Source organism: Lysinibacillus sp. KU-BSD001 (assembly GCF_042920265.1).
Classification (GTDB): Bacteria; Bacillota; Bacilli; order Bacillales_A; family Planococcaceae; genus Lysinibacillus_B.
On record NZ_JBDQZI010000001.1, the window covers coordinates 273,075 to 287,167 of the forward strand.

The following is a 14,093-nucleotide window of genomic DNA, read 5'->3' on the forward strand; positions in this document are numbered from 1 at the left end:
ATAGAGAGTATATATGCATTTCATTAGGTAGTCAGGAGGGGTTTTTTTGTTTTTAACAACACAATTAGCGAAGGGCGTTGCTTTACATACCCGACAAACGACGCAATTTAAAACGGTCAACTTTTCGATCAAATGGCGACGCCCATTAACAGAAAAGGATGCGGCGGAACGTACGGTGTTATCGAATGTGCTACAACATTCAAATGAAAAGTTCAAAACATCCGCAGCATTTCGTAGCTATTTAGATGATTTATTTGGTACGGTGCTTTATTTTGATACAATGAAACGTGGAAACGAGCATACAATTTTATTAAATGTAGAAACGGTGAATGATCAGTACTTAGCCAACTCAAATGTATTACAAGAAGTACTGCGTTTAATGCACACAGTTATTTTTAGCCCTAATCTAGAAAATAATGTATTTGTGCCATCCATTGTAGAACGGGAAAAAGAAATGGTATTGGAACGCATTCACTCCATTTTTGATGATAAGGCACGTTATGCACAGCACAGACTCACACAAATTTTACGTCCGAATCATCCAGCATCTATTTCGGCAAATGGTACAATTGAAGCAGTAAAAGCTGTAACTCCGCAGTCACTAAAAGCAGCATACGATGCCATGTTACAAAATGATAGCGTTGATATTTATGTGGTTGGTGATATTGACGTAGAACAAGTGACAGAGCAGCTTCGTCAAGCATTATCGTTTGGTGATCGCGCGTTGCATGAAAAGAAACCAAAGATTGAAGTGGATACAGCCCCAGAACCATATACGAAAGAACAGCAGGAAATGAAACAAGGAAAGCTCCATATCGGCTTTTCAACACCGGTGTATTTCGGGCATGAAGATTTCCCTAAAATGCAAATCTTTAACGGCATTTTTGGCGGATACGCGCACTCAAAATTATTTATGAATGTCCGCGAACGTGAAAGTTTAGCCTATTATGCATCCAGTTCCTATGCGTCACATTACGGGCTTGTCTTTGTGACGTCTGGTATTGAACCGTCTAATGAGAAAAAGGCAATCGATGTGATTAATGAACAATTAACAACGATGCAAAACGGTGAAATTTCAGAGTTAGAGCTCACACAAACAAAAGCGATGTTAACGAATCAGTTAAAAGAGGCGCTTGATTCCGCGCGTGGTCAAATTGAAATATACGACCAATATAAAGATTTAAATGAACCATTTTCAATTAATACGTGGGCAACTCGTTGGCAAGAAGTCACGAAAGAAGATGTTCAACAAATGGCTAAACAAGTAAAACAAGAAGCAATTTATTTCTTGTGCGGTAAGGAGGACTAATTTTGCAAAAGATTGAATTTAACCAGCTTGATGAGACATTATATTATAAGCAGCTAGACAATGGTCTTGACGTCTACATCTTACCGAAAAAAGGTTTTTCTAAAACATATGTAACCTTTACAACAAACTATGGTTCGATTGATCGTACATTTATACCGATTGGTGAGTCTGAGCCGATTACCGTTCCTGACGGTATTGCGCACTTTTTAGAGCATAAAATGTTCGAAAAAGAAGAAGGGGATGTGTTCCAAAAGTTTAGTGAAGTCGGTGCACAAGCAAACGCTTTCACGTCTTTTACACGTACAGCGTATTTATTTTCCGCGACAGACCATATTTATAAAAGTACCGAAACATTATTAGATTTCGTCCAAAGCCCGTATTTCACAGAAGCGACAGTGGAAAAGGAAAAAGGAATTATTGGGCAAGAAATTACAATGTATGATGATTTACCAGATTGGCGCTTATATTTTGGGGCGATTGAAAACATGTACCAACATCATCCGGTGAAAATCGATATCGCAGGAACAATTGAATCCATTGATAAAATTACAGCGGATCATTTATATACATGCTATAACACATTTTATCACCCATCCAATATGTTGTTATTTGTAGTGGGTGGTGTAGATCCGGTGGAAATGATGTCACTGATTGAAGCGAATCAAAGCAAGAAAGAATTTCCAGAGCCACCTACACTAGAAAGTTTATTTGATGAGGAGCCGGCAGCAGTAGCGATGAAAGAACGTGAAATCTTTATGGCGGTACAAAAGCCAAAAGTATATGTCGGGTTAAAGGCAAAAACAGTAGATTTAGTAGGCAATGACATGTTAAAGCATGAGCTTGCAGTCATGATTGCTCTAGAATGCTTATTTGGTCGTGCATCTAGTTTTTATATGGATATTTATGAACAAGGCATCATTGATGAATCGTATGCTTATGATTTCTCACTTGAAAAAGGGTTTGGTTTTGCTTTAATCGGCTCAGATACGAATAACGCTGAAAAATTGATTCAAGCGATTAAGAACCGTTTAAAAGAAGCCGAAGATTGCGCTCTTTTCACTACGGAAGATGTAGAACGCATTAAGCGAAAAAGAATTGGGTACTTCTTACGTGCGTTAAATTCGCTAGAATTTATCGCCAACCAATTTACACGTTATAAGTTTAATGAGATGAATTTATTTGATGTCGTACCTACGATTGAACAATTAACGGTAACTGATATTCAAGAGGCGTTTACATCACTACAAGGTGAAGAACAACAAACCGTATTTAAAGTGCTGCCTGTGAGTGAACGTAAATAATGAAAAAATTTGCTTTAGTATGTGGCGCGTCTGGTGCAATCGGACGCGCGATTTGTGATGAATTAGCGCAAGATGGTTGGTCTCTTTATCTACACTTTCATTGTGGGATTGAACGCGTGCAGCAGCTTGCTTTGACCCTTCAACAACAGTATCCAACACAGGAGTTCATTAGCGTGCAAGCTGATTTTTCCAAAAGCGATGCAGCAGACGAATTAGCGAAACAACTCTTTTCGGTACAGGCTGTGATTTTTGCCAATGGGCATGCATACACTCAGTTATTAGAGGATACACCTATTGATGAGATGGAAAAACTGTGGCGAGTACATGTCCAAAATCCGATGCGCCTTATCGCGACTATTTCAAATAAATTGCGTGCAAATGACACAAGTTATATATTATTTATCGGATCCATCTGGGGTGCTGTCGGTGCTGCCGGTGAAGTCGTTTATTCGGCTGTGAAAGGAGCGCAGCATGCCTTTGTAAAAGCGTATGCACAAGAAGCGGCTTATAACGGGGTGCGTGTGAATGCCATTGCGCCTGGTTTTATTGATACGGAGATGAATAATCATTTAACAGAGCAAGAAAAACAAGTGCTTGTGAATGAAATTCCATTGCAACGATTAGGAATTGTGACAGATGTCGCGCAAATGACACGGTTTTATGTAAGTGGTGCAGCTGATTATGTAACGGGGCAAATTGTTCATGTAAATGGTGGTTGGTACATATAATTCGCATTCTCGCACATACTAGTGGCGAGAGGAGGCGAAAACATGGGTATTTTAGAAAACTGGCAACAGTGGACGCATTTCTTAGGTGAAAAAGTAGAAGATGCGAAAAGCGACGGGATGTCATCTAAAATGATTGACCGTGCAGCTGTTCAAATTGGGGAGTATTTAGCCAAAAATATCGAACCTCAAAATGAACAAGAGCGTGTTCTTGCAGATTTATGGTCTGTTGCTTCATCTGACGAAAAGCAAGCGATGGCACGCTGTATTGTAAAATTAGTGGAAAATAAAGTGTCTTAAAATGGACAACAAAAGGGAGCCTCGAAGGTTTCCCTTTTGATTTTCCTTAAAAATTTGATAAAAAGCCCCTGATATTGCCCAAATTTAAAATATTGATATAAAAACCGTTGTTTCCAACTTTTCAATACATATAAAATCAGCTATCATGGAACTTATAAGAGTTTAAGGCGTTTCTAATTAGAGAGGACAGATACATTCATGGGTGAATGGTATTTTGAATACGAAATTCAGGTAAATCGTCCGGGGCTTTTAGGTGATATTGCGTCATTACTAGGTATGCTTCGTGTAAATATTGTGACGATTAATGGGGTAGATGAAGGGCGTCGAGGAATGCTTGTGAAAGCAGAAAAAGATGAGTCGATTGAGCGGTTTATTTCCATTGTATCAACGATGGAAAATATTCATGTAACGAAGTTCCGCGTACCAAAGTTACGTGATCGTTTAGCGGTTCGTCATGGTCATTATATTCCAAAAGATGCGGATGAGAAAAATACCTTCCGCTTTGTTCGGAGTGAATTAGGAATTTTAGTGGATTTTATGGCGGAGCTCTTTAAAAAAGAAGGCAATAAGCTTATTGGTATTCGAGGGATGCCACGTGTTGGAAAAACGGAGTCTATTGTGGCAGCGAGTGTTTGTGCAAATAAGCGTTGGATTTTTCTTTCTTCCACCATGATTAAGCAAACAGTTCGAAATGCACTTATTGGTGACGAGTTTCACGGTAATAATATTTTTATACTAGACGGGGCGGTCACAAGACGATCCAATGATGAACGACATCAGCAATTAGTACGTGAAATGATGGGCATGGACACAATCAAAGTAATCGAACATCCCGATATTTTCGTGCAGCATTCGGAATATAAAATCGAGGATTTCGATTATATTATTGAATTACGTAATAATCCAGACGAAGAAATTACGTATGAAATCATTGAAAAAAACAATATAATGTCTTCAGTAAATGATTTCGGGGGCTTTAATTTTTAAATAAAAGTAGGTGTTATTGTTGACAGAATTAGGAGCTCGCCTCAAGGAAGCGAGATTAGCTAAAGGATATAGCTTAGAAGATTTACAAGAAATAACGAAAATCCAAAAGCGTTATTTAATTGGTATTGAAGAGGGAAACTATTCGATTATGCCGGGTTCTTTTTATGTTCGAGCCTTCATTAAACAATACGCTGAAGCAGTCGGACTAGACCCAGAGGAATTATTAAATCAATTTAAAAAAGATGTACCGGGTTCTCAAACGGAAGAAGTAGTGCAGTCTTATACGCAAAGTCCGAGTCGTCGTAAACTAGCCAATCGTTCTTCGAATAAAACGATGGAAATGATGCCAAAAATTACTGTCGCATTATTTATCATTGTGATTATTGCTGTTATTTCAATTTTATATTGGGCAAAATCAAAAGAATCTCCAAGTATCGTGGATGAGGAATCACCACCAGTAGAGTATGTCAAACCACAAACAAATGAACCGAATACAGATGATGCGGAAGGTACTGTAGGTGAAGAAGGTGCAGAAGAAGAGCCTGTAGAGGAAGAAGAGCCTCCGACTATTGCACAAGCTATTTCACAAGGTGCAATCAATGGGGATGATGTCAACTTTGAAGTATCCGGTACGAATGAGTTGAAAATTCGAGTTGAAATCACAAGTAATGCAAGCTGGATTGCATTCCGTAATACACAAGGTGTCGACAACTTAGGAAGAGTATACAATCCAGGTGAAACGGTTGAATACGATGCGACAGCAGACGGCTATGTACGTATTCGGGTAGGTAGTGTACCGAGTGCGAAAGTGTATATAAATGATGAACTATTAACATCACCGTCAGACCGTACAACGCAAAACTTTATCATTCAATTCGTTCAAGAACAGCAAGCTGAGTAGTCATCTTCAGATGACTACTTTGTTTCAAATGAAAGGTGTTTAACAAATGAATATTCCAAATAAGATTACAGTCTCTCGTATTTGCTTAATTCCCGTTTTTATGATTGTAATATTGTTTGACTTTGGGTGGGGAACGATGGAACTGTTTGGGGCAGAAATGCCCATTAATCATTTCGTCGGTGCAATCATTTTTATACTTGCTTCAATAACGGACTGGGTGGACGGTTATTATGCAAGAAAATACAATTTAGTCACGAATATGGGGAAATTTTTAGACCCCCTTGCGGACAAATTATTAGTATCAGCAGCCTTTATTTTACTAGTAGAGCTTGGGCTTGCACCTGCTTGGATTGTTATTCTCATCATTTCGCGAGAATTTGCCGTAACAGGTCTACGCCTTATTTTAGCTGGTCAAGGAGAAGTAGTTGCTGCCAATCAACTTGGTAAAATTAAAACATGGGCTCAAATCGTAGCGATTTCAGCGCTGTTTTTACACAATACGATTTTTGCATTAATGGGCATTCCATTTGATGATATTGCCTTATATGTGGCACTATTCTTTACCGTTTGGTCTGGTTGGGACTATTTTTATTTAAATCGTCGTGTGTTATTAGACTCTAAATAAAGGAGGTCATTTATGAACGCAGAAATTATTGCAGTAGGTTCAGAACTACTACTAGGACAAATTACAAACACAAATGCAAAATTTATTTCGAGTCAGCTTTCTGAACTTGGGATTAATGTATACTATCATACAGTTGTTGGCGATAATCCACAGCGTTTAGAGGATGCCATTCGTATTGCGGAAAAACGGGCAGATTGTATTATTTTCTCTGGTGGATTAGGGCCTACGAAAGATGATTTAACAAAGGAAACAATTGCACGTCATTTAGGTGTTGACTTAACATTTGATCCAGTGGCATTAAGCTATATCCAAGATTTTTTTGCTAGTCGTGGACGTGAGATGACGGAAAATAATCGGAAGCAAGCACTTGTGCTAGAGGGATGTGATGTACTAGCAAATCATCACGGGATGGCTCCAGGGATGTTGCTTGAGCGCGGTGAACATACGTATATTTTATTGCCAGGACCACCGAAAGAATTGCATCCGATGTTTCAATTTGAGGCAAAGCCACGCCTCGCTAAAAAAATGACACAAGGTGCGATGATTGTTTCTCATGTCCTGCGATTTTATGGGATTGGGGAAGCGGAGCTAGAGGTGCGTGTACAGGATATTTTAGATCAGCAATCTAATCCAACTGTTGCCCCACTTACATCCGATGGAGAAGTCACATTACGCATTACGGCAAAAGCAGACACTGAAGAGGAAGCATGGTCATTAATCGAAGCAAAAAAGACAGAGATTTTAGACATTGTTGGAGAGTACTGTTACGGGGTAGATGATGACTCTTTAGCATCTAAAACAGTGGAAATGTTACTTGAAAATGGCTTAACGATTGCAGCAGCAGAAAGCTTAACAGCAGGGCTATTTCAATCCGAATTAGCAGAAATTCCAGGTGTGGGTCAGGCATTAGTAGGCGGTCTTGTAACCTATAATGAGCAAGTGAAAATGGAGCAGCTAGGTGTGTCCGCAGAAACATTAGCTCACTATAGTGTAGTGAGCAGTGAATGTGCAGCTGAAATGGCATTCAAAGTACGTGAAAAATTCGGCACAGATATTGGTGTCGGTTTAACAGGTGCAGCAGGTCCTGAAGCGCATGGTAATGAGCCGCCTGGTACCATTTGGATTGGTTTAAGCATTGGGCAAGAGCCACCTATTACATATCGTTTACAGCTATCAGGTTCGCGTAATACGAATCGCCTCCGTGCAGTAAAATTTACATTTAGTTATTTAATGCGCCAACTTGTAGAAAAGGGCTATCGAAAAATATAAGAAAATAGAAATTTGGGTATAAAAAATGGCCCAAATTTTTATTTTGGCTAATAAACGAAAATATGTTCGCTTTTTTCTTGTGGTTTGTCTCAATAAGAAGTATAATAAAGACATAACGAAAGCAGTTCGTAATTAAAGGAGGACACATTTGTGAGTGATCGTAAAGCTGCCTTAGATATGGCGTTAAAACAAATTGAAAAACAATTCGGCAAAGGCTCAATTATGAAGCTAGGAGAAACGACTGACCGCCAAATTGAAACTTCTTCAAGTGGATCATTAGCGCTTGATGCAGCACTTGGTGTAGGTGGCTATCCACGTGGTCGTATTATCGAAATTTATGGACCGGAATCTTCAGGTAAAACAACAGTAGCTCTACATGCGATTGCTGAAGTTCAAGCAAACGGTGGACAGGCTGCGTTTATCGATGCAGAGCACGCATTAGATCCTGTCTATGCACAAAAACTAGGTGTCAATATTGATGAGTTACTATTATCTCAGCCAGATACAGGGGAGCAAGCTTTAGAAATTGCAGAAGCATTAGTACGTTCTGGTGCGATTGATATTCTCGTCATCGACTCTGTTGCAGCATTAGTACCAAAAGCAGAGATTGAAGGAGAGATGGGTGACTCACACGTTGGTTTACAAGCGCGTTTAATGTCACAAGCATTGCGTAAATTATCAGGCGCTATTAATAAATCAAAAACATTAGCTATTTTTATTAACCAAATACGTGAAAAAATTGGTGTCATGTTTGGTAATCCTGAAACAACACCTGGTGGACGTGCATTAAAGTTTTACTCTTCTGTACGTTTAGAAGTTCGCCGTGCTGAAACAATTAAGCAAGGGACTGAAATGGTCGGAAATAAAACAAAAATTAAAATTGTAAAAAATAAAGTAGCGCCACCATTCCGTACAGCTGAAGTGGATATCATGTATGGTGAAGGGATTTCAAAAGAAGGCGAAATTGTAGACTTAGGAGCAGAGTTAGACATCATTCAAAAGAGTGGCTCTTGGTATGCATATGGGGATGAGCGTCTAGGGCAAGGGCGTGAAAATGCAAAGCAATTCTTAAAAGAAAACCATGCAATTCGCGATGAAATTGCAGATAAAATTCGTGAAGCTTACGGCATTGGCGCGGGCAATTCATATACAATTGGCGGCCACGACGAAGATGAAGAAATGGACGACGAATTACTACTTGATTTAGGCGAAAAATAATGGCTCAACACCAAAATATGTTCTTGATTAAAAAGAGGAGCACTTTAAAAGCACATGGAGTGAAGGGCGGTGACTCCTGCGGGATAAGCTTGAGCGGAAAGCCCCGCAGGAACGCAGTGACGAGGAGATTGAAGCCAAGCCCGCGGAAAGCGTCCGCCCGTAACGGAATGTGCGGTCAAGTACACGTTTTGGTGAAGAGTCAAAATAATTTCAAGTAAAACTTAAAACAGTCTGTCCCCACTCACTCAGAAGTGAGTGGGGTTTTTAGTTCGTACCGAAAGTGTAGCCTAGACAGGGGGGACATAAAATGATTGTTGATTGACGTAGTAAGTGGGGGAATACCGTATATGTAAACTCAAAGAATATGGCTTCGATTTAAATAAAGAGAATTCATTGTTAAACTATTAAGAATTATTTACTTTTGTCCTAGCTCAGAAGCTAACATAATTTTAATATTTTTTAACATTTACCTAGTGTTTTTTAGGTTTTATTTTTCCTCGTCATGAGTTAAATCTATCTTTTCAATTAGACACATGCACGCCAAAATAATTAAATACATATAGATATATCTAGTAAAATACATATGGTACCGCCAAGCACAAACGGCGGGAATCCTTGACAGACCTAGTATTGAACTATACAATTAATCATGTATAATTTCTTACATTTGAAATGAAATAGGCACATATTAGTTTATTCTAATATTCGCTAACTGGAACATCAGACATAATGAGCAAGTAGGAGGGATTAAATGATGGAAATGATTATTCCTGCTTTGCTTGGATTCATCGTCGGTGCCGCTGTTATCTATTTCTACATGAAACAAGTGAATGAATCAAAAGTAACTGGTGCAAAACATCAGGCGAATGCGATTGTTGAAGAGGCAAAACGTGAAGCTGATGCATTGAAAAAAGAAGCACTGCTTGAAGCAAAAGATGAAACTCACAAATTTCGTACTGAAGCTGAGAATGACATTCGGGAACGTCGCTCAGAACTTCAGAAACAAGAGAACCGTTTATTGCAAAGAGAAGAAAATCTTGATCGCAAGGATGATGCTCTGAATAAGAGAGAAACAGGCTTAGAGCGTAAAGAGGAAGCTTTAGCCGAGAGACAACAGCATATTGAACAGATGGAAAGCAAAGTGGAAGAGCTTGTTGCGGCTCAAAAGTCAGAATTAGAACGTATTGCTGCTTTAACACGTGAAGAAGCGAAAGATATTATTCTCAAAGAAGTTGAAAATGAATTATCAACTGATATTGCGCTTATGACCAAAGAAGCGGAAACACGCGCTAAGGAAGACTCTGACAAAAAAGCACGCGAAATTTTATCACTAGCGTTACAGCGTTTTGCCGCAGATCATGTAGCAGAAACGACTGTATCGGTTGTGAATTTACCGAATGACGAAATGAAAGGTCGTATTATCGGTCGTGAAGGTCGTAACATTCGTACGCTTGAAACACTTACGGGTATCGATTTAATTATTGATGATACACCGGAAGCTGTTATATTATCTGGTTTTGACCCAATTCGCCGTGAAACAGCACGTCTAGCACTTGAAAAACTAGTGCAAGATGGTCGTATTCATCCAGCTCGTATTGAAGAAATGGTGGAAAAATCACGCCGTGAAGTGGACGAGCAAATTCGCGAAACGGGTGAGCAAACAACTTTCGAGGTTGGTATCCACAATTTACATCCAGATTTAATGAAGATTTTAGGACGTATGAAGTATCGTACAAGCTACGGTCAAAACGTATTAAAGCATTCCATCGAGGTAGCTCATTTAGCAGGTCTACTTGCTGCTGAACTAGGGGAAGATGTAACGCTAGCGAAGCGTGCAGGGTTACTGCATGACATCGGTAAAGCAATCGACCATGAAGTAGAAGGTAGTCACGTTGAGATCGGTGTAGAGCTGGCAACGAAATATAAGGAGCATCCAGTTGTTATTAACAGTATTGCTTCTCACCACGGTGACACAGAAGCGACTTCTGTTATTGCTGTATTAGTTGCTGCAGCGGATGCTTTATCAGCTGCACGTCCAGGAGCACGTAGTGAAACACTTGAAAACTACATTCGTCGTTTAGAAAAGCTTGAAGAGATTTCTGAAAGCTACGACGGTGTTGAAAAATCGTATGCGATCCAAGCAGGCCGAGAAATCCGCATTATCGTTCAACCAGATAAAATTGACGATCTTGCCTCTCACCGCCTAGCACGTGATATTCGCAAACGCATCGAAGAAGAGCTTGATTATCCTGGTCATATTAAAGTAACAGTCATCCGCGAAACACGAGCGGTAGAATACGCGAAGTAAAATGTTAAAAGGTAATTTCTTGTTTAAAAACAAGAAATTACCTTTTTCTATTTAGTGAACAGAAAATGAAATCATGCCATAATGGTGATTATGCGGGATATGTATGATTCTGGCTCATCACCGTAACTTGGGGTTGATTTCCGTTCCAAATTAATTTGCGACGAAAGCGGAGCATCAGGAGCAGCTGGGCGCTTTCCGGGGGGCGTCCGATGAGCCGCTTCCCTCGCTACGCTCAGTCCAGGGGCTCATCTAGGACGCTAATCCCCCCAGGAAAATAATCTGTTCCACAGTGAAGGGAACAGATTATTTCTGCATCGAAAGGCGTAGCCGTCAGATGCACTCTCCCAGCTTCCACTCCAATCAACAAACACTTTATTTCATCAATTCATAATGAACGAAAAATACAAAAATAGTAAAAATTATTGTAACCTTTATACTTCACCACAGCACGTTTCCGTTGTGAAGTAAAGCTTGGCTTCTATGACAATAAATAGTACGCTATGGCAAAAATGAATACTTCTTCATCAGAATCTGTGTTCCACCTATAGCAAAATCATTTTTATAGCAAATAATTTATGTAGAAGTAGGTAGCACACGGAACGGAGAGCGGTGACTCCAGCGGGACAAGCGAGCAAAGGCTAAAAGTCGCCACGTCACGAGCGCAACGCCTTTGTGAGCAACATCATGTTGCCCCGAGCTGAAGGCGCCCCGCAGGCAATTTATTTGCGCCTAAGCGTGCGCGACAGGAGCAGTGAGGGACGAACGACGAGGAGACTGAAGCCATGCCCGCGGAAAGCATCCGCTCGGAGTGGAGTGTGCCATGTATATAAGGCAACCCCCGACTTTTGGTGATGAACCATGATTATTAATAATATGGGTAATATAAACATAATTTAAGGCATCCATCCAATACATATGATGATTGGAAGTTATTTTTAGTGCGAAAAATAATAAATATATAGGAGGGGTACGCGTGATTGATATCCATACACATATTTTGTGGGATGTTGATGATGGTCCAAGCTCCATAGAAGAAACTATGCACATGTTAGTACAAGCGGTGCAGGAGGGAATTACCGAAATCATTGCTACTCCGCATAGGCATCATCCTCAATATGATGTAGAGTATGAGAAAGTGAATGACCAAATTTATACGTTACAAGATGAGCTAAAAAAAAATAAGATTCCATTAACACTTCATACTGGGCATGAGGTACGATTATCGGAAAAAATACTTTCACTTCATAAGGAAAAGAAAATCCACACATTAGCCCATTCTAACTATCTCCTATTAGAGTTACCATCAGACCATGTACCTTACTATACGATGAATATCATTCGTCAATTATTAGTAGAGGGAATCATCCCTATAATCGCACACCCAGAACGAAATAAAGCAATTGCTGACAGGCCTATTTATTTAGAACGACTTATTCGTGAAGGGGCTGTAGCACAAATAACAGCTGGCAGTTTAGCAGGACATTTTGGACGTACGATACAAAAGATCTCATTTCATCTAGTAAAGACCAATTTAGTGCATACGTATGGTTCAGACGCTCACAATTTAGCCTGTCGTCCTTTTTTATTTGACGCAGGTCTTCGTTATTTAGAAAAAAGAAAAGCATTAGATGCTGTTGATATTTTACTTGAAAATAATGCACGAGTCATTCAAAATAAGCCTCTTCTTATTCAAGAACCAGGTGAGATAGCTAGATCTAAGTGGTGGAAAACATTTAGTTTGTAACAGAATGAACTTGTATAACGACTGTGGAGGACAGCGATGAAAACAGTAGTGAAATGGGTAGCAATGATAGTGGCGGGATTAGGCATGATTAGTTTTCTATTCCTCTTTCAAGTATATCAAGATTTCAAAAGTACAGCAGAAGAAGTGTATACGCCGATTCAAGATGGGGTATCTGAAAAAAGGGGTGAGGCGGTGGATGTTGCCTCAAAAGATCCTTTTTCCGTGCTTATTTTAGGTGTGGATGAACGAGAGGGAGATAGTGGTCGCTCGGATACAATCATCGTGCTAACAGTCAATCCGACGCTTAAGACAACTAAAATGTTAAGCATTCCACGTGATACGTATACAGCTATTATTGGAATGGATATAAAAGATAAAATTAATCATGCTTATGCTTTTGGCGGTATCGAAATGTCGATGAAAACAGTGGAAAACTTTCTGGATATCCCAATAGACTATGTTGCACAAGTCAATATGGAAAGCTTTATAGATATTGTAGATATTGTCGACGGTATTTCTGTTGATAACACGTTCGATTTTTATTACGAGGGTGAACATTTTCCAATTGGTGAACTTGAATTGGATGGAGAAACAGCATTGAAATATGTGCGTATGCGCTACGAAGATCCAGCAGGTGACTTTGGTCGCCAAAATCGTCAAAAACAAGTCATACAAGGTGTTCTAAAGGAAGTCATTTCATTGAATACGGCATGGAACTACCAAGCGATATTCCAAGCATTAGAAAAAAATGTACAAATCAATATAATGTTTGAAGAGCTTTTAGACATGCGTAAAAATTATGCCAGCAGTTTAAAAAATATCGAACAACTTTATTTAACAAATGGTTCAGGGACGATGATGAATGGTATCTATTATTACATGCCAAATGAAGCGGAACTGGAAACAATTCAAGGGCTGTTGCAGGAGCACTTGGAGCTTTAAGGACAAAACGTATGAAAATTCCCCTTGTTTTTCTCCACAAGATGAAGCATATATGGAAGTATGTCTTCATCTTGTCTTCTTTTTATAGATAGCCTCTACCATTTCTTATGTCTTCTTTGACAAGTACACCTCAATCCATTTCATACTATTTTTTGAAATACATATTGGATAACACCCCATTTTTTAAAATCTCCTACTCTACCTTTTCAGTAAAACCTCCATAAGTTCATACAGGTAAGTCGTTTTTCCGTATTACTCGACAATGTATGGACAGGCTACACTCACTTATTTGAAGTGGAGTATATATCTTCTAGATGTAAAATATGGGCATTGGGTAATGAACTGCAAATAGTTATAAAGAACTACGTGTTAATTTATCATTTTGTAATATTTGTTGATTAATATTAATAAAGTGGATAAGAACATCTGAAAATGATTGCTTTTTGTGATTTATAAATATTTTT

12 protein-coding genes are annotated in these 14,093 nt (G+C 39.2%); all 12 read left to right on the top strand.

What is annotated here, in order from left to right:
* Positions 1–46 precede the first annotated feature (46 nt).
* The 12 genes from yfmF (at position 47) to AAGS61_RS01400 (ending at position 13,629) form a co-directional block, all read left to right on the top strand.
* The gene (gene yfmF / locus AAGS61_RS01345; protein ID WP_391366525.1) at positions 47–1,309 is read left to right on the top strand and encodes an EF-P 5-aminopentanol modification-associated protein YfmF; all 1,263 of its coding nucleotides are present in this window, start codon (positions 47–49) and stop codon (positions 1,307–1,309) included.
* A 2-nt stretch (positions 1,310–1,311) separates the two neighbouring features.
* The gene (yfmH, locus tag AAGS61_RS01350) at positions 1,312–2,610 is read left to right on the top strand and encodes an EF-P 5-aminopentanol modification-associated protein YfmH (protein WP_391366527.1); all 1,299 of its coding nucleotides are present in this window, start codon (positions 1,312–1,314) and stop codon (positions 2,608–2,610) included.
* The gene (gene ymfI / locus AAGS61_RS01355) at positions 2,610–3,338 is read left to right on the top strand and encodes an elongation factor P 5-aminopentanone reductase (RefSeq protein WP_391366529.1); all 729 of its coding nucleotides are present in this window, start codon (positions 2,610–2,612) and stop codon (positions 3,336–3,338) included. The genes yfmH and ymfI overlap by 1 nt, the downstream gene beginning before the upstream one ends.
* Before the next feature lie 42 nt (positions 3,339–3,380).
* Positions 3,381–3,635, top strand: coding sequence for a DUF3243 domain-containing protein (locus AAGS61_RS01360; RefSeq protein WP_391366530.1), 255 nt, complete (start codon positions 3,381–3,383; stop codon positions 3,633–3,635).
* Between the two features lie 198 nt (positions 3,636–3,833).
* Positions 3,834–4,622 carry a DUF3388 domain-containing protein gene (locus tag AAGS61_RS01365; protein WP_391366532.1) on the top strand — a complete coding sequence of 263 codons (789 nt, stop codon included), beginning with the start codon at positions 3,834–3,836 and terminating at the stop codon, positions 4,620–4,622.
* A gap of 10 nt (positions 4,623–4,632) precedes the next feature.
* Complete coding sequence (locus AAGS61_RS01370) at positions 4,633–5,523, top strand: helix-turn-helix domain-containing protein (RefSeq protein WP_391366534.1); 891 nt, start codon at positions 4,633–4,635, stop codon at positions 5,521–5,523.
* Between the two features lie 46 nt (positions 5,524–5,569).
* A complete protein-coding gene (pgsA, locus tag AAGS61_RS01375; protein ID WP_391366535.1) occupies positions 5,570–6,148 on the top strand; it encodes a CDP-diacylglycerol--glycerol-3-phosphate 3-phosphatidyltransferase in 579 nt (192 codons plus the stop codon).
* A gap of 12 nt (positions 6,149–6,160) precedes the next feature.
* A complete protein-coding gene (locus tag AAGS61_RS01380; RefSeq protein WP_391366536.1) occupies positions 6,161–7,417 on the top strand; it encodes a competence/damage-inducible protein A in 1,257 nt (418 codons plus the stop codon).
* Between the two features lie 150 nt (positions 7,418–7,567).
* Positions 7,568–8,635, top strand: coding sequence for a recombinase RecA (gene recA, locus AAGS61_RS01385; protein WP_391366538.1), 1,068 nt, complete (start codon positions 7,568–7,570; stop codon positions 8,633–8,635).
* A 754-nt stretch (positions 8,636–9,389) separates the two neighbouring features.
* Entirely contained in the window at positions 9,390–10,943 is a 1,554-nt protein-coding gene (gene rny, locus AAGS61_RS01390; RefSeq protein WP_391367291.1) for a ribonuclease Y, read from the top strand.
* A gap of 973 nt (positions 10,944–11,916) precedes the next feature.
* Complete coding sequence (locus tag AAGS61_RS01395) at positions 11,917–12,687, top strand: tyrosine-protein phosphatase (RefSeq protein WP_391366540.1); 771 nt, start codon at positions 11,917–11,919, stop codon at positions 12,685–12,687.
* A gap of 36 nt (positions 12,688–12,723) precedes the next feature.
* Positions 12,724–13,629: an LCP family protein gene (locus AAGS61_RS01400; protein ID WP_391366542.1), complete on the top strand. Its 906-nt coding sequence runs from the start codon at positions 12,724–12,726 to the stop codon at positions 13,627–13,629.
* Positions 13,630–14,093 lie beyond the last annotated feature (464 nt).